The organism is Chitinophagaceae bacterium (assembly GCA_007695095.1).
GTDB lineage: Bacteria > Bacteroidota > Bacteroidia > Chitinophagales > REEL01 > REEL01.
Genome location: REEL01000083.1, coordinates 16,429 through 36,685 on the forward strand (window position 1 = coordinate 16,429; position 20,257 = coordinate 36,685).

Annotated in this window: 23 protein-coding genes; 6 read left to right on the plus strand and 17 right to left on the minus strand. The window is 34.7% G+C overall.

Annotated elements, in window-relative coordinates:
• Positions 1-5 precede the first annotated feature (5 nt).
• From EA412_04325 to EA412_04360, 8 genes are all read right to left on the minus strand, one after another.
• A complete protein-coding gene (locus tag EA412_04325; GenBank protein TVR80728.1) occupies positions 6-1,091 on the minus strand; it encodes an iron-sulfur cluster carrier protein ApbC in 1,086 nt (361 codons plus the stop codon).
• 38 nt (positions 1,092-1,129) lie between these two features.
• Positions 1,130-2,233 carry a hypothetical protein gene (locus tag EA412_04330; protein ID TVR80729.1) on the minus strand — a complete coding sequence of 368 codons (1,104 nt, stop codon included), beginning with the start codon at positions 2,231-2,233 and terminating at the stop codon, positions 1,130-1,132.
• A gap of 47 nt (positions 2,234-2,280) precedes the next feature.
• The gene (locus tag EA412_04335; GenBank protein TVR80752.1) at positions 2,281-2,817 is read right to left on the minus strand and encodes a DUF255 domain-containing protein; all 537 of its coding nucleotides are present in this window, start codon (positions 2,815-2,817) and stop codon (positions 2,281-2,283) included.
• 181 nt (positions 2,818-2,998) lie between these two features.
• On the minus strand, positions 2,999-3,607 hold the full coding sequence (locus EA412_04340) for a hypothetical protein (protein TVR80730.1): 609 nt from the start codon (positions 3,605-3,607) through the stop codon (positions 2,999-3,001).
• 2 nt (positions 3,608-3,609) lie between these two features.
• Entirely contained in the window at positions 3,610-4,491 is an 882-nt protein-coding gene (fabD, locus tag EA412_04345; protein TVR80731.1) for a [acyl-carrier-protein] S-malonyltransferase, read from the minus strand.
• A 9-nt stretch (positions 4,492-4,500) separates the two neighbouring features.
• A complete protein-coding gene (gene folE, locus EA412_04350; protein ID TVR80732.1) occupies positions 4,501-5,100 on the minus strand; it encodes a GTP cyclohydrolase I FolE in 600 nt (199 codons plus the stop codon).
• 13 nt (positions 5,101-5,113) lie between these two features.
• Complete coding sequence (locus EA412_04355; GenBank protein ID TVR80733.1) at positions 5,114-5,521, minus strand: 6-carboxytetrahydropterin synthase; 408 nt, start codon at positions 5,519-5,521, stop codon at positions 5,114-5,116.
• Positions 5,522-5,597: 76 nt separating this feature from the next.
• Entirely contained in the window at positions 5,598-5,852 is a 255-nt protein-coding gene (locus EA412_04360; GenBank protein ID TVR80734.1) for a hypothetical protein, read from the minus strand.
• Positions 5,853-5,892: 40 nt separating this feature from the next.
• Here EA412_04360 and EA412_04365 point away from each other — a divergent pair, with 40 nt between their 5' ends.
• Positions 5,893-6,126, plus strand: coding sequence for a hypothetical protein (locus EA412_04365; protein ID TVR80735.1), 234 nt, complete (start codon positions 5,893-5,895; stop codon positions 6,124-6,126).
• 117 nt (positions 6,127-6,243) lie between these two features.
• The gene (locus EA412_04370) at positions 6,244-8,079 is read left to right on the plus strand and encodes a T9SS C-terminal target domain-containing protein (GenBank protein ID TVR80736.1); all 1,836 of its coding nucleotides are present in this window, start codon (positions 6,244-6,246) and stop codon (positions 8,077-8,079) included.
• Between the two features lie 292 nt (positions 8,080-8,371).
• Here the strand turns inward: EA412_04370 and EA412_04375 are convergent, their stop codons facing one another.
• Positions 8,372-8,770, minus strand: a complete 399-nt coding sequence (locus EA412_04375; GenBank protein TVR80737.1) for a glyoxalase — start codon at positions 8,768-8,770, stop codon at positions 8,372-8,374.
• An 87-nt stretch (positions 8,771-8,857) separates the two neighbouring features.
• Here EA412_04375 and EA412_04380 point away from each other — a divergent pair, with 87 nt between their 5' ends.
• Both EA412_04380 and EA412_04385 read left to right on the plus strand, forming a co-directional pair.
• The gene (locus tag EA412_04380; protein ID TVR80738.1) at positions 8,858-9,544 is read left to right on the plus strand and encodes an SDR family NAD(P)-dependent oxidoreductase; all 687 of its coding nucleotides are present in this window, start codon (positions 8,858-8,860) and stop codon (positions 9,542-9,544) included.
• 102 nt (positions 9,545-9,646) lie between these two features.
• Positions 9,647-10,630, plus strand: coding sequence for a pyruvate dehydrogenase complex E1 component subunit beta (locus EA412_04385; protein TVR80739.1), 984 nt, complete (start codon positions 9,647-9,649; stop codon positions 10,628-10,630).
• Positions 10,631-10,636: 6 nt separating this feature from the next.
• Here EA412_04385 and EA412_04390 read toward each other — a convergent pair whose 3' ends face one another.
• The 5 genes from EA412_04390 to EA412_04410 form a co-directional block, all read right to left on the minus strand.
• A complete protein-coding gene (locus tag EA412_04390; protein ID TVR80740.1) occupies positions 10,637-11,710 on the minus strand; it encodes a T9SS C-terminal target domain-containing protein in 1,074 nt (357 codons plus the stop codon).
• 161 nt (positions 11,711-11,871) lie between these two features.
• Complete coding sequence (locus EA412_04395) at positions 11,872-13,038, minus strand: hypothetical protein (protein TVR80741.1); 1,167 nt, start codon at positions 13,036-13,038, stop codon at positions 11,872-11,874.
• Between the two features lie 222 nt (positions 13,039-13,260).
• Positions 13,261-14,427 carry a hypothetical protein gene (locus tag EA412_04400; GenBank protein ID TVR80742.1) on the minus strand — a complete coding sequence of 389 codons (1,167 nt, stop codon included), beginning with the start codon at positions 14,425-14,427 and terminating at the stop codon, positions 13,261-13,263.
• 106 nt (positions 14,428-14,533) lie between these two features.
• The gene (locus EA412_04405) at positions 14,534-15,892 is read right to left on the minus strand and encodes a sigma-54-dependent Fis family transcriptional regulator (GenBank protein ID TVR80743.1); all 1,359 of its coding nucleotides are present in this window, start codon (positions 15,890-15,892) and stop codon (positions 14,534-14,536) included.
• Positions 15,893-15,968: 76 nt separating this feature from the next.
• Positions 15,969-16,316 carry an Hpt domain-containing protein gene (locus EA412_04410; GenBank protein ID TVR80744.1) on the minus strand — a complete coding sequence of 116 codons (348 nt, stop codon included), beginning with the start codon at positions 16,314-16,316 and terminating at the stop codon, positions 15,969-15,971.
• Positions 16,317-16,626: 310 nt separating this feature from the next.
• On the opposite strand from EA412_04410, the gene EA412_04415 reads away from it, so the two are divergent.
• On the plus strand, positions 16,627-17,286 hold the full coding sequence (locus EA412_04415; protein ID TVR80745.1) for a hypothetical protein: 660 nt from the start codon (positions 16,627-16,629) through the stop codon (positions 17,284-17,286).
• Here the strand turns inward: EA412_04415 and EA412_04420 are convergent.
• Positions 17,283-18,074 carry a hypothetical protein gene (locus EA412_04420; GenBank protein TVR80746.1) on the minus strand — a complete coding sequence of 264 codons (792 nt, stop codon included), beginning with the start codon at positions 18,072-18,074 and terminating at the stop codon, positions 17,283-17,285. The genes EA412_04415 and EA412_04420 overlap by 4 nt on opposite strands.
• Before the next feature lie 135 nt (positions 18,075-18,209).
• Between EA412_04420 and EA412_04425 the strand changes: the two genes are divergently transcribed.
• Entirely contained in the window at positions 18,210-18,944 is a 735-nt protein-coding gene (locus tag EA412_04425; GenBank protein ID TVR80747.1) for a nitroreductase family protein, read from the plus strand.
• On the opposite strand, the gene EA412_04430 is transcribed toward EA412_04425, so the two are convergent.
• Complete coding sequence (locus EA412_04430) at positions 18,945-19,706, minus strand: hypothetical protein (protein TVR80748.1); 762 nt, start codon at positions 19,704-19,706, stop codon at positions 18,945-18,947.
• Between the two features lie 44 nt (positions 19,707-19,750).
• Positions 19,751-20,245 carry an asparaginase gene (locus tag EA412_04435; protein TVR80749.1) on the minus strand — a complete coding sequence of 165 codons (495 nt, stop codon included), beginning with the start codon at positions 20,243-20,245 and terminating at the stop codon, positions 19,751-19,753.
• Positions 20,246-20,257 lie beyond the last annotated feature (12 nt).

Sequence of the window (20,257 nt, forward strand, 5' to 3'; positions counted from 1 at the left end):
GATTATTATACTTGTTTTACTTCTTTCTTTTCAGCATTTAAAATTGAAATATACCTGGCTACATTTTCACCTAAATTCATAAAAGCTTCTGCTGTTGGATTTTCTTTTTCCAAAACTACAGGAGCTCCAAAGTCTCCACCTTCCCTGATGGATTGTACTAACGGAATTTCTCCAAGAAAATTTGTATCAAACTCTTCGGCGATTCTTCGACCGCCTCCTTTACCAAAAATATAATATCTGTTTTGCGGTAATTCCTTAGGTGTAAAGTAAGACATGTTTTCTACTACTCCAATTACAGGAATATTAATAGATTCCATTCTGAACATGCTGATACCTTTCTGAGCATCTGCTAAAGCAACATCCTGAGGGGTTGTCACTATAACAGCACCGGTTATAGGTAATGTTTGAGCAATGGTTAAATGAACATCACCGGTTCCGGGAGGCAGATCCAGCAATAAGTAATCTAATTCGCCCCAAATTACATCTGTTACAAACTGTCTTAAAGCTGAAGAAACCATAGGCCCTCTCCAAACAACAGACTGTCTTTCATCGATTAAAAAACCGATGGATAAAATTTTAACGCCCCATTTTTCAATAGGTAAAATATAGTGTTTATTCTCAATTTTCTGAATGGCAGGTCGCTCCCCTTTTAGTCCAAACATAATAGGTATAGACGGGCCATGAATATCTGCGTCAATAATTCCGACTTTAGCACCCTTTCTGGCAAGTGCCAAAGCTAAATTTACTGCTACAGTGGACTTCCCCACTCCGCCTTTACCGGATGCTACGCAAACGATGTTACGAACTCCCGGTAATAAATTTAAATCTTTTCTCGGTGTAGTAACTCTGGCGGTCATTTCTATAGAAACATCCAAATCCGGACTTATTAATGTAGAAATAGCTTTCCTGCAATCTGCCTCTATCTGCTCCTTTAACGGGCAAGCGGGAGTAGTCAGCACAACGGTAAATGAAAGTTTGTTACCCTCAATCTGTATTTTCTCAATCATGTTTAAATAGACCAAATCTTTCTTTAAATCAGGATCGTGTACAGTACTTAATGCTTCTAAAACTTGATCTTTTGTGATATTCATCTCTATTTTTTTTACTTTCTGTTTATGAAAGTATTTTTTTAAAAAGCTTGTATTACCTGGCCATCAAAATACACTAATAAATGATGCGGTATCCTTTTGAACATAACAACATTGTTAGAAAGTTCATAAGAAGTGACATTTTGGTTGTATAAAACTTTTTTCTCTCCGTTAATAAATCCTATAAGTTTGTTATCCAGGTCTTTATATACTAACATATCCCTGTCAATATAGAAACTCTCAGGTATATAATATTCCAATGTCCTGCTTTCACCATTATAAAAAACATTGAAATGATTAGATTGATCTGCATAAACCATAATATTTTGTTCCAATTGCATCATAGATGGTCTGGACTGCATAAGTTCATAAATTTCACCATTGTAGAATACATTAAAATTTTGCTGAGAATTTACATAAGCAACCATATCAAAACCAACACTAAAAGTCAATGGTTTAAATGATTCCAATAAAGTGATCTCCCCTTTATGAAAAACATTAAAATTGTCCATATAATCAATGTAAGCTACGGTGTTTTTAGATATCCCATAAGAAGAAGGCTTGCCATAAGTGTTTAGTTCCATTACATTACCTCTGTAAACGGCCTTTAGAAAATCATTTCTATCATTGTAAATAACAACGTTATTTTTTGCATCAAAAAACGGTACGCTCCAACTCTCCAGCTGATTGGTTATTCCATATTGAAAAAGCTGAAAGAAACCGAGATGGTCGTTAAAAACAATCAAGCTATCAGTAATTACTATATCGGACTCTACCCATCGGGCAACGGTTTCTATACGATTTCTGTAAAGCGCATAAATATCATTGAATCTTCTGTAAACCATTAAAAAATCGGTAGCATAAAAAAAGTGTGGCCTGTCCTGTTCTATTGTTTGTACAGTTCCATTATAATAAATTTTTAAGTGGTCGGCATTATCTATATAGACAACATAATTTCTACCAACGGCGTATTCTTTGGGAGGTAAATGTTCTATTTGCCTTACTACACCATTATCAAAAATGTAGAAACGGTCTCTTACATCTTTAAAAGCTGTAATTCCCTGAGCACAGACTTCAGTAGGAAGATTTAAAAGAAAGAAAAAAAACGAAAAGATTAAAAGCAGTAGTTTATTATTTTTCACCAAATAACTTTTATGTAATTAAAAAACTGAAAAAGCTCTCAGGTGATAAACTATTTGATTGGAGATTCAAAGTTTTCTTCAAATTCTTCCCAGTCAACTGTTTTATAATAATTCTCTCCAAAATACTGAAGGAACATATGGAGAGCATTGGGTTCACGATAACCCGGTATAGGTTGTAAAAGGTCATTATTTTCATCTAAAAAAACGATGGACGGGTAACTCATTCTTCCCTGTAATAAAGTTGCCGGAAGTTCATGATACCCTCTTCTGCCACTCTCTACAAAGCGATATACCTGATCTCCAATTGTTATCGGCTCTTTCATTTCACCGTTCATTTTAACCGGGTAAAAATGTTTGTTTATGTATTCAATAATAAACGGATGAGAGTATGTATTTTGGTCCATACGACGGCACCAGCCGCACCAATCCGTGTAAACGTCAATGAAAATTTTCTTTGGGTTTGCTGTATTTTTTTCAAGTGCCTCCTGGATGGGCAACCAATTTATTGATTCATCCTGACTTTCATTATTAGAGGCATTAAGTTGCCAAACTATCAAAGAGAAAAATACTAAAAATAATGTACGCATAATTAATTTGGTTTTCATTTTTAATTCTAAGCCGATGCTTTTTTTATCCTAAATTGAATTGCAATAAGTTTGCCAATCTTCATAAATGATAAATATAAGTTTTTTTTAGTGAATTCAAACCTTTATAAGATAAAAACTTTTTGTTAGAAAATGTTTATTATAAAAAGTAAATGCCTTGCTTTTATTGTATTTTAGATAGAGAACCAATGGATGATTGCAAAATCTCTGATTCATCAACATAAACATAGGAAGGCATTATAAAATCTATCTGAACAGGATTTTCCAAACCCTTTTCAATTAAAATTTTCATATTGACCCATCTGGGGGTTTGTAATAAGTAATGGTGTATCAAAAAACTTTTCAACTGATAAGACTCTTTTCGCAAATTTGATAAATCACCATCCGGATTTAAGAGATTCTCTGTATTATTCAAGAGTTCATTCAGGTAGCTTTCGCTTATCACTTCTGAAATAATGACAAAAGCATTCTTTAATTCATCCCCATAAATATTTTCTGAGGGCGATAAATACGTTTCATGAATTGCCGCAAATTTGACCATTTCCGTATTCAAATCCTCCATACTTACCACATCATCCCAATATCTGGGTAAAAGCATAGAAATTTGATTATAAGTAACACTTTCAGTACTTAGTTTTGCACTATCTACATTAATGCTATACATTGGATAATCGGCATATCTGGTGCCTCTTTCGCTACTTTCACAACCCCAAAGCATAAAAATAAAGAAACTAAACCAAACTACCGCATAGGAATTATTCATTCTGTTCATTTTTATTGTACCCCACCTACATTAACGTCTCTTGAAACTTTTCGTATTAATCCCTGTAAAACTTTTCCGGGACCAATTTCCATAAATTCTGTTGCACCGTCTGCAAGCATCTGTTCAACGCTTTGTGTCCATTTTACCGGAGCAGTCAACTGAGCAATTAAGTTTTTTTGAATCTCTGCAGGGTCAGAAACAGCAGTAGCTGTATAGTTTTGATATACGGGACATTCAGGCTTAGAAAAATGTGTCTTAAGAATTGCTTCTTCCAGTTTCACTCTTGCCGGTTCCATCAGTGGTGAGTGAAAAGCACCACCTACATTTAATATCATAGCTCTTCTGGCTCCGGCTTCTTTTAGTTTTTCACAGGCAGCATCGATTCCCTTTAACGAACCACTGATTACGAGCTGTCCGGGGCAATTGAAATTTGCAGCCACAACTATTTCATCGCTGATAGAATTACAGACTTCAACAACTATATTATCGTCAAGTCCGATTATGGCAGCCATAGTAGAAGGTTCTAATTCACAAGCTTCCTGCATGGCCAGCGCTCTTTTATAGACTAGTTTCAAAGCATCCTCAAACTCTAAGGTTTTATTCGCAACCAAAGCAGAAAACTCACCCAGCGAATGTCCTGCAACCATATCCGGTTTAATATTTCTACTAACTGAACTATAGGCTGCAATTGAATGTGTAAATACCGCAGGTTGCGTAATTTTTGTTTGCTTTAAAGCGCTTTCCTCACCTTCAAACATCACCTTCGTCAACTCAAAACCCAGTACTTCGTTGGCTTTATCAAAAATAGTTTTAGAAGCCGGTGAAGTATCATAAAGTAATTTACCCATTCCGGTAAACTGTGCCCCTTGACCCGGGAAAACAAAAGCTTTCATATTTAATTTTTATCTGATTAAGTTAAGAAATTCGGTTCGGGTTGCCTGATTCATAAACTCTCCTCTAAAGGCCGATGTGGTTGTTTGAGAGTTTTGCTTTTGAGAACCACGCATCATCATACAAAGATGCTGAGCTTCAATAACTACAGCTGCTCCCTGTGGTTTTAAAACATCTACTATACATTCTATAATTTGAGTAGTTAATCGTTCCTGAACTTGCAGTCGTCTTGCAAAAACATCCACTACTCTAGGAATTTTACTTAAACCAACTATTTTCCCATTAGGGATATAAGCCACATGAGCCTTACCAAAAAAAGGAAGTATATGATGTTCACAAAGTGAATAAACTTCAATATCTTTTACCACAACCATTTCATTATGGTCTTCATCGAAAACGGCACTTTCTAAAATTTTGGCCGGATCCATTTGATATCCCTGAGTAAGAAATTGCATGGCCTTAGCTATCCTTTCGGGTGTTTTAATCAGGCCGTCTCTGGAAGAATCTTCTCCCAAACTTTTAATTATTTTTTCATATAAATCAGCGAGATAATCCGTTTGTCCTTCATTATAAACATCTATTTTCTTGTAATTTTTGGGATTTTCTTTCATGTATCTGATTTAATTATTCTCCAAAATATTCTGCATATATGTTTTCTGTCTCATAAAGCTTAACGGAATGTAGTGAACAGCCTTTAATATTCAGCTCCAGTTCTTTCCAAATGGCGATTACCAAATTTTCGGTAGAAGGCATGATTCCATCTAAAAATGGAACATCCATATTCAAATTTCTATGATCTAATTTATCAATCACTTTTTCTTTTATGAGAGTTCCTAACTCTTTCACATTTATGATAAACCCCGTGTCCGGGTCAGGCGTTCCTTTTACAGTTACAAACAATTGATAATTATGACCGTGCCAGTTTGTGTTTGCACATTTGCCAAAAACACTTCTGTTCTTTTCTTCTGACCACTTAGGATTAAAAAGTTTGTGTGCTGCATTAAAGGTTTCGCGCCTCGTCAAATAAACCATGCTCACTTTTTTTGTGCAAAGATAAGCATTAAAACATTTTCTTTAATAAAGCAGTGCTTTTCTTCTACTTTTAATCCTAAAATCTGTGGATTTCATTGTTTTTATTTAGGGTGAAAATGGAAATTTGCTTCGCAAGACCCAAAGGAGAAAGTAGGCAGTGGCAGTAGGCACTTATGAAAGAACCAAGACCCAAGTATGACCAAGACCCAAATTCCAAAAATTCAAAGGCAGCAATTTTATTAGCCGGCTCATAAAAGGGAAAACCTAAAAAATCCGTTATTATGAAATAATCCTTGAATAACCCGCAAGGTTTTTGTTTTTTCAATTGCATCTGAATTCACTAACAATAAAATTCATTATAAAAGTAAACCTTGCGGGTTTATCCCGGAACCAAGACCCAAGAGAGAAATGGAAAAATTATGATGGAAAATATGCTTCGCAAGTCCCAAGAGCCCAAATTTCAAGAGCCCAAATTCCAAGAAAATTTAGACAGCGGCAGTAGGCGCTTTGCAGTTTATGGAAAAATTATGATGGAAAATGGCAAATGGAAGAAAGTAAATTTAAATCTAAAAAACCAAAAATTCAACTCTAACAAGAACAGATAACCAATTATAAATTATGTATATAAATTCATAGATTTCAACTTTTTAGAAATAGAATTGTTAAAGTTTTTGTTATATTAGTTAGATTAAATTACGGTTATACACTTTTAAGTACCTTTAATGAGAAAAAATATACTTTTTAAATCTACCGGCTTCCTGTTTCTATTTATTTTAACTGCTGTAAGTGCTCATAGCTTTGAAATTGGGCGATATACTATCACTTATCAAGATCCGGACAGAAATAACAGAAGCATACCTACAGAAATATATTATCCTGCACAAACTGCCGGCACTCAGACTCCATTTGCGAACGGTACTTTCCCGGTGGTAGTTTTTGGGCACGGATTTGCAATGGAATGGTCGGCCTACCAAAATATATGGGAGTTTTTAGTATCTCAAGGATATATAGTTGCTTTCCCCAAAACTGAAAACACCCTTTTTCCTCCTCCCAGTCATGGTGATTTTGGTGCTGACATTAACTTTTTAGTTGGTCAGATTATACAATCCGGCAATACACCGGGCTCTTTCTTTTATGGGAAAACCAATAATAAAGCCGCCGTATTGGGGCACTCAATGGGTGGAGGTGCTGCTTTTTTAGCTGCTGACGGAGGGCATTCTGCCATTAAAACAAAAATTACATTAGCGGCAGCTGAAACCAACCCTTCTGCTATTGGGGCGGCTGAAAATATAGATATCCCTTCATTGGTTATTGCCGGTGCCAATGATTGTGTAACCCCTCCGGGTGACCATCAGATACTTATGTACAACGAACTTTCGACTGCTTGTAAATTTTATGTAAGCATTGAAGGTGCCAGCCATTGTCAATTTGCCAATTCTAATTTCAACTGCTCATTTGGAGAAAGCACCTGCTCCCCCTCTGCTTCGATTTCAAGAGCCGTGCAACAAAGCAGAACAAATGATTTAATTTTACCCTGGCTAAACTATTTTTTAAAAGGGCAATGCACTGCCTGGGAAACTTTCAATGATTATATTGAAAATCAAAGTTTTATAGACTTTAATGCTTCCTGTTTGCTTAATCCGGCTACTGCTGAAATTGAAATCACAGGTGATTCTGACTTTTGTGAAGGAGAATCTGCAATATTAAGTACTGCCTCTGATGATTCATACACCTATTCCTGGAATAATGGAAGTTCTGACAGTATTATTATCGTTAATCAAAGCGGTACTTATTCTGTGATAGTTACTGACCCGGCCGGCTGTTCTGATACCTCAGAAGTCCAAATTAATGTTTTACCTTCTCCTTCCCCATCCATAAATGCCATTCCCGGAAACGCAGTATGCTCCGTTGACAGTATAATACTCAGCACGCAAAATGTATATAACAGCTACCTTTGGAGTACTGGCTCTACTGAGGCAAATACAATTATATATGATAATGACACTATCTCGGTAATAGTTACCTACCAGAACGGTTGTTCCGGCACGAATGAGATTGTACTTGAGTTTTTTGAACAACCCGATAGTGGCTTTTTATACTTTGAGAACGATACCTTGTTTTCCAGTATTAACGGTACTTTTTACAACTGGATGTTAGACGGTGAAATATTGCCTGCAAACCCGCAACAAAACTTTATTCTTCCGGAAAGTGAGGGCGTTTATATGTTAGAGATTGTTCAAAGTGAAAATTGTAGTATTTATACAGAGCCGTTTTTATTCACTTTTAACCATAACCGGAATTTAGAAAACAACATAGATTTTACAGCTTATGTGCAAAACAATCTTTTGAAAGTAAACATAAATACTGTTGAATCTAAAAAGCTTGTATTTGAACTGTTTGATATTCAGGGGCGAATTATTCATCAAAACCACCGGGAAATTTATAAAAACAGCCATTTTACCTTAACTGAAACCGGAAACCTCAGTAGTGGTTTATATCTTTTAAGAGTCAGCAAGGGTGCGCAAAGGCAAGTTCAGAAAATTTATATTAACCATTAATCTCCCCACTTACCTTTCTTAACAATTTCGCCTACATGTTTGTCAGGGTCTTCAAAGTAGAATGATTCACCTGTTTTGTGCAATGGGTTACCTAGTTTTAAATTTTTAATTTCATGGAGTAGTTTTTTAATTTGCTGCATGCATCTACAAACATTCACTGAATCAGGGTTTTAAAATAATAGAACATTCGAACAATCGAATAGTGAAGTAAAAATGAAAGAAACGGGTTAATTTTAGTAACGTTCTGATTTCTGATTTCTTCATTCAAATGTTCTATTGTTCAAATTAACCATTAATCTCCCCACATACCTTTCATAACAATTTCGCCTACATGTTTTTCTGGGTCTTCAAAGTAGAATGATTCAAACCCTCTCCCCCATTTTTCTTCATGAATTATGGGAATATTCTTCTTTTGAAAAAAAGCTTTCCACTGCAAATATTCTTCTTTTTTACATTCCAATGCATAGTGCATTTTACCTTCTCCAAAATGAGGAGGTAAATTCTTATCTTCTTTTGTACTTTCAGAAATAAAACACAGTAAAACACTTTCTCCGGCACGAAAAAAAATATGTCTGTTTTCCACTTCAGTAATCACCGGAAGTCCGAGTTTTTTATGATAAAAGTCTTTTGTAGCGCTTAAGTCTTTAACATATAAGCAAGTTTCTTTTACTTTTGTAAATGATAAGTTCATAATTAACGATTCTTTTGTTTTAAAACTAAACCAAGCAGGGATTGTTAGCCCTATGATTTTAATTTCAAGTTATAAAAAAAATACGAAATGACTAAAACAGCAATAGTAACCGGAAGTAGTAAAGGCATAGGCTTTAAAGTGACAGAATTATTCCTGAAAGAAGGATATAAAGTTGCGGGCTGGAGCAGAAGTAAAACAAAAATTGACCATAAAAACTTCATCCACATTGACACGGATATGGGTGATGAAAAATCTGTATTAAAAGCTCTTGAAAGCAGTAAAGCATTTTTAGGTGATGCCTTAAGTGTATTAATAAATAATGCAGGCTTAGGCTATTTCTCCAAAACAGAAGAGATGTCTTCTCAGCAATGGCTTGAAATGTTTAACACTAATGTCCATGGAATATTTTATGCCACCAAAGCGGCAATTCCTTACATGCGCAAAGCCGGAGGCGGACACATTTTCAATATTGCATCTATAGCCGGACTCACAGGAGTTCAGGAAGGTGCCGGATATTCGGCAACAAAATTTGCGGTCAGAGGTTTTTCAGAATCTTTATTCAAGGAAGTCAGAAAAGACAACATCAAAGTAAGCTGTATTTATCCCGGCTCTGTAAATACTGAATTTTTCAGGCATGTAGATTCTGTAAAAGCAAATGACACCATGCTTTGGCCAGAAGATGTAGCCGATATGATTCTATATTTTATCAACACTCCGGGAAATTTTTTACCGGTTAATATCGAAATTCGCCCAATGGCTGCCAAATACAATTAAATCATTTATATTTGCATGAATTTTAAATAAAAAACTAAGTATTTAATTGCCGATTTAGATACTCATGTTTATCTAAAGTACACAATACAAATAGAACGAATAATGAAAAAAGTCAGACTAAGAGAAGCTATTAGAGAAGCAATGGAAGAAGAAATGCGCAGAGATGAGTTAGTATTTCTAATGGGTGAAGAAGTTGCTGAGTATAATGGTGCATACAAAGTCAGCGAAGGTATGCTGGACGAATTTGGAGCTAAAAGAATTATTGACACCCCAATTTCAGAATTAGGTTTTGCCGGTTTAGGAGTTGGTGCTGCAATGAACGGATTGCGACCGATAGTTGAATTTATGACATTTAACTTTGCTGTTTTAGCTTTTGATCAAATTGTAAACTCAGCTGCTAAAATGTTGGCTATGACGGGTGGTGAATTTAAGTGTCCCATAGTTTTCAGAGGCCCCAGTGGTTCTGCCGGTCAGTTGGGCGCGCAACACTCCCAAAGTTTTGAAAGCTGGATGGCTAATACGCCCGGCCTTAAAGTAATTTCTATTTCTAATCCTTATGATGCCAAAGGGCTTCTAAAATCTGCTATCAGAGATGAAGACCCGGTGATTTTTATGGAATCTGAGGTAATGTATTCTGATACCGGCGAAATTCCTGAAGAGGAATATCTGATCCCAATTGGCAAAGCAGATATTAAGCAAGAGGGTTCTGATGTAACTATTGTTTCTTTTAACAAAATGGTTAAAGTAGCACTTGATGCAGCAAAAGAACTGAAAAAAGACGGCATAAGTGCTGAAGTTATAGACTTAAGAACAATACGTCCTCTCGATTATGAAACGATTCTCAAATCTGTAAAAAAGACAAACAGAATCATAGTAGTTGAAGAAGCCTGGCCTTTTGGAGCTGTTTCTACTGAAATTGCATACAGCGTTCAGCGACTGGCATTTGATTATATGGATGCACCTTTAATCAGAGTTAATACTGCAGACACACCATTGCATTATGCCCCGACTCATGTGAAAGCATTTTTACCTGATGTTGAAAAAGTTGTGAAAGCGGTTAAAGAAGTAATGTATATCAAAAAGTAAAACGCTTTAGGGTATAAATACAGATTTGACTGATTGCATTCCACTTTTCGTTTGAAAATGTAGATAATAAACTCCTGAAGTCTGTAGTGAGTTGAGATCAATTTTATAATCTGAGCGATTTAAGACTTGGTAGTCTTTTACTTTTCTGCCACTAACATCATAGATATTTAATTTAATTTTTTCATTAGTATTCTTTAATGAAATGTGTGCAATATTTTCATGCACATAAAAATGATCTATGAAATCATTGGGGCTGTTAACATTATTAACATTGATTTCCTTATATCGAACTAAAGTAACTTGTTCATTCCCACCGGCTTGAGCTGATTGAGTTAAAACTTCAAAAACCGGTAAATTATAGCTTTCTGCATACCATCGATAAGAAGTTTCCAGTCTGGCAGGCGGACTAAAAGGAAATCCTATCACATAATTAAAAATACTGTCTTTTACTAAAACTGTTGTTGTTACTTTTAAAACCTCAACACTGACGTTATTCGGTAAAATAAGCTGCCCATAGGCATCAACTTCAGATGAACTTTCTCTTTGCTGCTGCCAATAAGCTAAAGATGGAATATCAACGTCGGCAGTGCTCTCACTTGACCATTGATTAGAAAAAGTTAAGGGAAATTCAAGTATAACCTCAGGATTATCATATCTGGCTGTTATAGGAATTGAGTTTATCAAAAAAGCAAAACCCATATCTAAAAATGCATCATTAGAAGTATGATAAAAAATATAGGAATCATCAATATCAAAGCCGGGTCCCGGGAAATCAAATGCCGGATTTTCTCTGGCGATATTTGAAATAGGTGGAGAAATAGGATTTGTAAATGCCGGATAGAACTGAAAAGGGACAGAAAACGAGCTCAGGTAAACCTCAGAAACATCATCTACTGCAACAACTGTTGAGAAATCCCACACTATATTTTGTCCGGCAGCCTTATAGTCAATTGCAAACACCTGACCGGCTTCTTTAAAATCAAAAACCTCAGATGCTGACGGAGCTGCAAAAGGAATAACTATTTGTGCCTGTATTCTCTCAATCGAAAAAAATATAAATATTAAAAATATAAACCTCATTAACTAATAAATACTTTAAATAACAAGTATAGACAAAAAAATAGAAATATTTGTTTATCAAACAGACTTTATGAAACTATAGCAAATTTAAAAAATAAAATAGCGGAAGAACATCAAATTTGATATCCTTCCGCTATTAAAATGAAACAAGCTTTACTATATTAAGGTAATTCTACATCACCTAATTCATTACCAAAAAAGGTATTATTTCCTAAATCTTCATATACTCCATCATTATTTCTAACTCTCAAGCCATAGCGTGCACTATTACTGACAGTAGAGTTGCCCATTTTCAGGAATCCACTTCCATTAATGTGTACATTTGCATTTCCGGCATTAGCAGAATTTCCACCACCATAAGAAATGTCTACATACTGAAATTCATTTGATGGGTTGTTTGAGTTATCAATTCTTATATAATCCCAGTAACCTTTTGCTTCCTGTTCTCCGGTTACCGTAATAATATTATCGGGATTACCAATCATACTAATAGAACCACTACTTGAAATATTTAATCTGGCTGAAGGCCCCATAAGTATAGTAGTACCGGGCTCTATAGTAAGCGCTGCACTCATGTTAGTAGTACCTTTAAGGTTTATCGGGCCGACAGTATTTTTTACCGTAAAGGGAACATCAATACTTGAACCACCCACCTCAATAGAATTATAAGTATTGTTGCCCACAAAATTATTACTACCATCAATACCGGATACTTGTCTCAGTGAAGCCAAGCTAATTGGGTGTAATTGGCAATTATCAATTTTATTATTTGAAAAATCATTTAACCTTCCATCAACCTGACGAATACGAATGCCATAACGGGCACTGTTTGTAACCTCAGAATGTTGCATAACCAATTGTGAGTTCCCTTGTAAAAATACAGCTGCATTTCCTGCATTGGCAGAATTCCCTCCTCCATTTCGAATTATTGTATGTATCAGCTTGTTATTGGGGTTATTTGAGTTATCAAAGCGTATGTAATCCCAATATCCCGGAGTAGGTGCTTCTCCATCAAAAACAATCGGCAAATCAGATGTACCAACTGCCGCAAGTGATCCGCCACTTCTAACATTAATTCTTGCACTGGCATTCATTCTAATTCGAACTCCCGGTTCAATAGTTACGGCAGCATCTAAATTCCATGTACCGGATACATAATAATCATATGCCGTTGCACTTTGAAATCGATTGTCCAATGTAAGCGGAACATCTTGTGTCCCTGATAATTCAATGGGCGTACCGGTGGTAGGTAGGTCATCTTCATCATCTTTTTGACATGATAAAAATAATACACTTAACAGTAATAATAAAATAGAAAAATTCTTCATGTTTTATGTTTTTAGTTTTAAAATCCAATGACAAAGGTACAATCTAATGAGTAAACTAAAAATACATTATTATCTATTTGTGATGAAAACAATTTTTATTCCTGCATAAACCATCTAAATTAGTTTATTAAATGCTTTATATTGTTTGTAAGTTTCAATAAAAAAGTGGGAACCTGTAAATTAACAAGCTCCCACTTTAAACTAAAAACATAAACCTTAAAACTAAGGCAAACTGATGTCACCTAATAAATTTCCCGTAAAAGTATTGTTTCCTTCATCTACAAAGTTTCCGTTTTGATTACGAACCTTAACTCCGTATTGCTCACTGTAATTAACAGAAGAATTTCCCATTTTAACATAACCTCCGCCATTTACAAAAATAATGGCATCAGCAAATGCACCGGAAGGGCCACCGCCACCATACGAAACATCTACATACTGCAATTCATTTAATGAATAATTTGAATTGTTAAAGCGAATATAATCCCAATAACCGGGCATTTCTTCACGACCTGTAAAAGTTATTCTATTGTTTTCTGTTCCTATCATATTGAGTGATGCATCCTGAGTAACCTCAATTCTTGAAGAAGGCCCCATCAAAAATTCAGAACCGGCATCAACACTTACAGCAGCTTTTAAATAGGTAAGTCCGTTCAAAATAATCGGACCATTCACTTTAGGAATACTAAGTGGTGATTCAATGTGAGCTCCTTCAACAGAAATAGCTTCATAAGTGTTATTGCTCACAAATATTGAGGTTTCATCAAATGTTGCTATCTGGGCAATGCTGGCAAGCTTAATTGGGTACTGCTGGCAATGACTAATTGTATTATTTTTAAAATCCTGAACAATCCCACTACTAAAATTGACTTTAAAGCCATTCGTTGCACTATGGGAGATTTCAGAGTTTTTTAATGTTAAACGGGAATCATTATTCACAAAAACTGCAGCATCAGTAAAAGAAGTAGAATATCCACCACCATATCTTATTATGGTATGCGATAAAATGTTATTGACACTGTTAGAGTGGTCAAAACGAATGTAATCCCAATATCCTGCCACCGGCTCCGAGCCGATAAAAAGTATTGGCTCGTCTTCAGTACCTTCTGCTGTTAAAATCCCACCTTCTGCCACATTAATTCTGGCTCCGGAAGACATTTCAATTCTCACACCCGGTTCAACTATCACATGAGCCCGTAATAGCCAGGTAGATTCTACTATGTAGTCAGACGCATTCGGATCTGAAAAACGATTTTCAAGTGTTCTGGGCTCTTCTTGCCAACCCGTTAAAACAATTGGTTCACCGCTGCTTGGCAAGTCATCATTATCCTTTTTACAGGAAGAAACTAGTACACTGAGTACTAAAATTAGAAATAAGTAATTTTTCATGAGTATATAATTTTTGATTTGACAGCAAAAGTAGACCCTGCTGTTAATCAAAAAAAATACAAAAAAAACCTATTTGTGATAAACGGCTATATTAAATATAATAAAATTAAACATCCATCTCTTTGAGCATTCTATATATCGTAGATTTACCTATTTCTAATTTTTGAGCTACTTTCTTAATGTCGCCGTTATACTTTTTTAGATAAAAGTTTAGAATACGGTTACTATATTCTTTCATGGTCATTTCTTCTTTGAGCAAATCTTCAACCATATGATCTTCCGAAAATGAAATATCCTCCGGTTCAATATCTTTACCATTAATCATCACGGCTGCCAATTCAATTATAGCCTTTAACTCCCTTACATTACCGGGATAGTGGTAGCGTAACAATTTTTTCTTAGCCTTTGAACTAATCACAGGTAAATCAATATTATTTTGTTTGCAAAATTCAATTAGAAAAAATTGTGCTAACAGCAAAATATCATTTCCTCTCTCTCTCAATGGTGGCAGGTATACCGGTAAACCCATCAATCTGTAATATAAATCTTCCCGAAAATTTCCTCTTTTTACCTCTTCTTTTAAATCTCTGTTTGTAGCTACAATAAATCTGGTATTAAAAGGGATAATTTTATTACTGCCAATTCTAGAAAACTCTCTTTCCTGTATGGCTCGCAATAGTTTTGCCTGAAGCGAAAAATCCATTTCACCTATTTCATCGAGAAATAATGTGCCATTATTTGCTTCTTCAAATTTACCTATTCTTAATGAGGAAGCTCCTGTAAATGCACCTCTTTCATGACCAAATAACTCAGATTCCAATAGCTCATTAGGTATGGCCGCAACATTTACCGGAACAAAAGGTCCTTTTTTCTGATTTGAATTATAGTGTATGGACTTTGCAACTAATTCTTTACCTGTTCCCGTTTCTCCGTAAATAGTTACATTAATATTTGTCTGTACTGCTTTATCTAATAGATCAAATACTTTTTTCATTGGCGCACTGTTTCCCATTATAGTATTTGAAAACACATACTTATCGGATAGCTCTCTTCTTGCCTTTTCTAACTCCTTAACTAATAAAGAGTTTTTGTAAATATTATTAATTATGTTTAATAAGCGATCTTTTGTCTGACTATCTTTTGTAATATAATCATACGCACCACCCTGCTTTACCAGGTTTACGGCAACTGAAATATCTTTTTGACCCGATAAAATTATCACGTTAATATCCTTATCGTGTTTATTGATTTTTTCAAGTACATCCTCCCCCTTCATGTCCGGCAAAGAATAATCCAAAGTAATAACCAATGGATTTAAATGAAGATTATTTATACACTCCTTACCACTTTCAAATATATGAACTTCATGTTCGGGATTCATCTCAAAAAGATACTTTAGCATTCTGGCGTAGCCGGTATCATCTTCTACTATGAAAATTACTTTTGAATACTCCTCAGACTTCATTTTCTCCTGGTTTTTTTTTAACTAATTCAACAAAAGTATAAAAAATCAACTGTACTCCTCAGTCATATAGTTTCCTCTAGCTTAACTTTTTAAGACAAATCTCAATACATTCCATCTGCTTGCTTAATTTCTTTGAGAACCTTTCCGAAAAATTATTCTCGGACAATTCGGCTTCCAATTCATTATTTATATCAACTAAGGCAGAAACACCTATAGAACGCAAACTTGATTTAAATCTGTGTATCAAAAATAAAGCTGCCTTCTTATCTTCATTGCTTATTGCTCTTTTAATTTCTTTTTTGAAAATTTCAAAACTCTCATTAAATATACTTAGCATTTCAGCTTTAAAAACAAGTGGATTTCTTGTAAAAGTAGAGAAAAAATCATCTATTTCCGTTAAAGTTTCGTCTATACACGTTTTCATTTTTAAAAATATTCTACTTCAATAAAATATGCATATGTTTTATTTATAAACAATGAATTCTTTCGTCCTTAAAAATTGAGTTCCTTATTAGTTTAAATACCTCATATAAACCATCTGACACTCACAAATATATACTCTTAGACAATGAAAACTTAAAGTTAATTTAATTTTTAGTCCAAAATGTAAAATTTTTAGGTATTTTAACCGTGTATTATTACATAAGAAAGTTAATTTACAACAAGTTTATCCATATTTAAGTTGACTTTGATTTTAGAAAAAATATTTAATTTTAACTCAAACAATAAGAGAAATGAAAAAAATAACATTATTAATCATAGTTGCCACTATACAATTTGTCTCATGTACCGGAAGTGTAGAATCATCTGTAAACAAAACCAACACCGAATCTGATGATCAACCGAAACTTAAAGAAGTAGATGTAGCTGATGCTGAAACAATCTCAGATTATGTAGAAGAAATAAAAGAAAACTTAGGTGAAGTTCAATTGTCAGTAGTAAGCAGTACTACTTATTTTTCACCCGGTGAAAATGAATCTGATTTTTTAAGCATTCAATTGGTAAACAATACAGGAAAAAGCATTACTTTGCCCAAAAACTTACTCAAAAACTTAACACTAACCGGACAAGGTTCATCTCAAAGATTTCCATTAACTCTCAATATTATTAAATATCCGGAAAGCAGTATAAAAGAAGAAGTCACCTTACAATCCGGAGAAAAAATAGAACTCATTCGCTTTAGCTATCGGGATTTATTTTATGAGCACAAGCATCTGACAGGCCGAGATCGTCAAGCTCGTTGGATTTGGGACTGGGAAGCGGCAATGATGGCTCCCCCCTCACCTATGCAAACCGGTGACTCTTTTGAAAACGAAGTGGTATTCAGTGCAGAGTTAATGCTAGAAAACAAGGAAATAAAAAGTGAAAAAATAACTTTAGATATCAGGCCTTAAATTATCTCTTCACTATAACTTGAAGGAGTAAGTTTAGCGCTGATTATAGGCTTACCACAATCAGGCACCATTATGGCAAAACGTTGATAATCACAGGTAAAATCAACTAAAAATCGAGTGTAGTCAACTGCATCAGCCAATGACAATAATTCATACTGCCCCTGTATTGGCGGTAAATTGGATTTTTGGTTTACTAAATGAGAGATAAATTCGGTTCTGCCTATCCAGCATCCTCCAAAACGTGCGCTTCCTTTAGTATTTCTCCACCTAACTATATGACCGCTGTCATTTAGATTATTATCTATCATAATTTTTCCCGAAAAAACCATGTGAGACTCAATTCTGGGTTTTGAAACATCTTTATTTTCATAACCTGCTATTATAAAATCAACGGATAAACGCTGAGTGGCATTCTTTAGCTCCTCTGTTCCAAGCTGAACCTGCATTTGTTTTTGCACACCATGTACAAAATACTTTACAATTGCGTCATAATTATTTTCACCTTCATAGCTTGCTTCAAGTGATTTAAAAAGAGAATAAATCGTTTTATGATTTAAAATTGCGGTTCCGGCTACACATACTCCAAATATGGAATCCTGAATTTTTATATCAAAAAGCTTTCGGGCCATTTTAGACCAGGATATTGGTTGTTGAATCGGCTTTTCTAATGACACTATCCTGCCGGTGCCGGCTTCTTTAACCTGAGTGATTGTCTGATTCCAGGTAGTTTGACTATCTGCCGCTAAGGCTATGCCGTCCGGAACGGCTATTGCTATACAAATTGACATTTATTACTAGTTTTAATTTATTGAAGAACGAACTTAATATTTTTTCTAAACAACTTCCAATTAATTGTGTTTTTCAAGTCTTTACAAACTCAGATTTGTAAATTTGTGGCAATGAATCAATAAATAACATTAAAATTGGAAAATAAATTTAAAGTATTTGAAGAAATAGTAAATGACCGGCGCTCTGTGAGAGTTTACGATTTAGAAACTCCTTTTGATCATGATATTATTCAAAGTTGCCTGGAAAATTCAGTCTTATCTCCTAATTCCAGCAACTTACAATTATGGGAATTTTACCGAATTATTTCTCCGGAGGCAAAAAAGAAAATGACTACTTTTTGTTTAAATCAACCGGCCGCAGCAACATCCAGAGAAATGGTTGTTTTTGTCAGCAGGCCTGATAAGTGGAAAGACAGACAAAAGGAAATTGTATCTCAACTGGAAAAGCAATTTCCAACTTTAACGAAAGCTGAAAGAGCAAAAAACGGAGCTTTTAAATATTATGAGCAAATCATCCCAATGCTATACAGCAGAAGATTAGGCTCTCTAAGTGATTTTGTAAAAAAAATCATCGTAAATTTCAGAGGCATGAAAAAACCGACTCCTCGTGAGGTCACCCATACAGATATAAGAATTTCAGCGCACAGAAGCATTTCTTTGGCTGCCCAAACATTTATGCTCGCCGTAAAAGCGGCAGGCTATGACAGTTGTCCAATGGAAGGGCACGATTCAAGCAGAATTAAAAAGTTTTTGAATTTACCTAAAGAAGCTGAAATCAATATGGTGATAAGTGTTGGATTGGGAAAACCTCAGGGCATTTACGGCCCCCGCTTCAGAGTTGATAATAAAAAAGTAATCTTTGTAAAATAATTAATTTAAGGAAGCTGTAGAACTCAACTCCTTATACAAGCTTTTCTCAAGCTTAATAGCTCTTGGAAATAAAATCTCATTCTCAATTTTTGAGTGTGTGCTCAAATCCTTTTCAAAAGACTTCATTTCAGAAAAAAGTACATGTAATTCAATGGACACTTTTTTTCCGGATTGTAAAGAGGATATATACTGATCATTTATTTCCCGAATAAATCGCATATCTTCATCAGGGCTGGCATGTTCTATTGCTTCTTCCTGAATAGAAACTTTAGATAGCAATTTGTGTAAAGCCAGCATATCATATTTCCCCGCAGCAGCATCACACATATTAATTACATGATCAAATATAACTTCTTCTTCTTCGCGTACATGATGAATAAAGTCCATTGCAAACATATCAAACAAATAACGCAATTCAGAATGGTCATCATTAGAAATTTCAGCTATATTATTTTGAATAATCAGGCTGTTGATGTAAGGAATTCGAACTTTTACAAATTGATAATGAGACTGCTTTAAGACTTCAAGTAATTGGGATATAGGTTTATTTCTAAGTTCCGTAAAACTGAATTTTCCGACATTAATATTTGCCTCATACTGCTTCTCCAATAAAGAAAAATTAATCTTTTTCTCGCTGCATAATTGCTCTATTTTATCAGACAAGTGCTCACTGTAGGAGACTCCAAAATAGTGTAAAACACCTGCAAAAGTAAAATCTTCCAGAATTATCTGTTCTACCGTTTTGTTAAGGATATTTTTCATTAAGCATCGATATTATACAATGATATATAAACTTTTTATAAAAGTCAAGTATGAATCGTTTCAAAAACGCCTGTTTTGTAATTTTTCTGAACATTATCCCAATTAAAATAACGACCATTCATTACAATGTAGACTCCCGGAGGTAAAAGTTGAACATAACCCATCGCATTCCCTAAATTAAAGAATCCGTCAGATGAACCAAATTTATAAGGGATTAACGCTCCTGTTAACACTATTGTTTTATTTATATTATACTTAGCTATTACGGAAGCTGTTTTGACCATAGTATCAGTACCATGCGTAATCATTATCTTATCTCTTTCTGCGCGTTGACAATTTTCTGCAATTAATTGTCTGTCCATATCACACATTTCCAGACTATCAACCATCATTAAAGTTCTTACTTCTACATTTAAAGTACACTTACCGAGCTTAAGCAATTCGGGCAAATGCGTATCCTTAAAATAAAGCTTACCATTGATTTCATCATACTCTTTATCAAAAGTCCCGCCGGTTACATATAATCTGATTGGTTCCATTTTGCAAAAATA

Coding starts and splice junctions, on each gene's coding strand:
- EA412_04395 (TVR80741.1), bottom strand. CDS start 13,038: ATGAAGAATTTTTCTATTTTATTATTACTGTTAAGTGTATTATTTTTA.
- EA412_04390 (TVR80740.1), bottom strand. CDS start 11,710: ATGAGGTTTATATTTTTAATATTTATATTTTTTTCGATTGAGAGAATA.
- EA412_04410 (TVR80744.1), bottom strand. CDS start 16,316: ATGAAAACGTGTATAGACGAAACTTTAACGGAAATAGATGATTTTTTC.
- EA412_04325 (TVR80728.1), bottom strand. CDS start 1,091: ATGAATATCACAAAAGATCAAGTTTTAGAAGCATTAAGTACTGTACAC.
- EA412_04375 (TVR80737.1), bottom strand. CDS start 8,770: ATGAACTTATCATTTACAAAAGTAAAAGAAACTTGCTTATATGTTAAA.
- EA412_04380 (TVR80738.1), top strand. CDS start 8,858: ATGACTAAAACAGCAATAGTAACCGGAAGTAGTAAAGGCATAGGCTTT.
- EA412_04360 (TVR80734.1), bottom strand. CDS start 5,852: ATGCAATTGAAAAAACAAAAACCTTGCGGGTTATTCAAGGATTATTTC.
- EA412_04385 (TVR80739.1), top strand. CDS start 9,647: ATGAAAAAAGTCAGACTAAGAGAAGCTATTAGAGAAGCAATGGAAGAA.
- EA412_04340 (TVR80730.1), bottom strand. CDS start 3,607: ATGAACAGAATGAATAATTCCTATGCGGTAGTTTGGTTTAGTTTCTTT.
- EA412_04435 (TVR80749.1), bottom strand. CDS start 20,245: ATGGAACCAATCAGATTATATGTAACCGGCGGGACTTTTGATAAAGAG.
- EA412_04405 (TVR80743.1), bottom strand. CDS start 15,892: ATGAAGTCTGAGGAGTATTCAAAAGTAATTTTCATAGTAGAAGATGAT.
- EA412_04370 (TVR80736.1), top strand. CDS start 6,244: ATGAGAAAAAATATACTTTTTAAATCTACCGGCTTCCTGTTTCTATTT.
- EA412_04400 (TVR80742.1), bottom strand. CDS start 14,427: ATGAAAAATTACTTATTTCTAATTTTAGTACTCAGTGTACTAGTTTCT.
- EA412_04430 (TVR80748.1), bottom strand. CDS start 19,706: ATGAAAAATATCCTTAACAAAACGGTAGAACAGATAATTCTGGAAGAT.
- fabD (TVR80731.1), bottom strand. CDS start 4,491: ATGAAAGCTTTTGTTTTCCCGGGTCAAGGGGCACAGTTTACCGGAATG.
- EA412_04355 (TVR80733.1), bottom strand. CDS start 5,521: ATGGTTTATTTGACGAGGCGCGAAACCTTTAATGCAGCACACAAACTT.
- EA412_04335 (TVR80752.1), bottom strand. CDS start 2,817: ATGCGTACATTATTTTTAGTATTTTTCTCTTTGATAGTTTGGCAACTT.
- EA412_04415 (TVR80745.1), top strand. CDS start 16,627: ATGAAAAAAATAACATTATTAATCATAGTTGCCACTATACAATTTGTC.
- folE (TVR80732.1), bottom strand. CDS start 5,100: ATGAAAGAAAATCCCAAAAATTACAAGAAAATAGATGTTTATAATGAA.
- EA412_04420 (TVR80746.1), bottom strand. CDS start 18,074: ATGTCAATTTGTATAGCAATAGCCGTTCCGGACGGCATAGCCTTAGCG.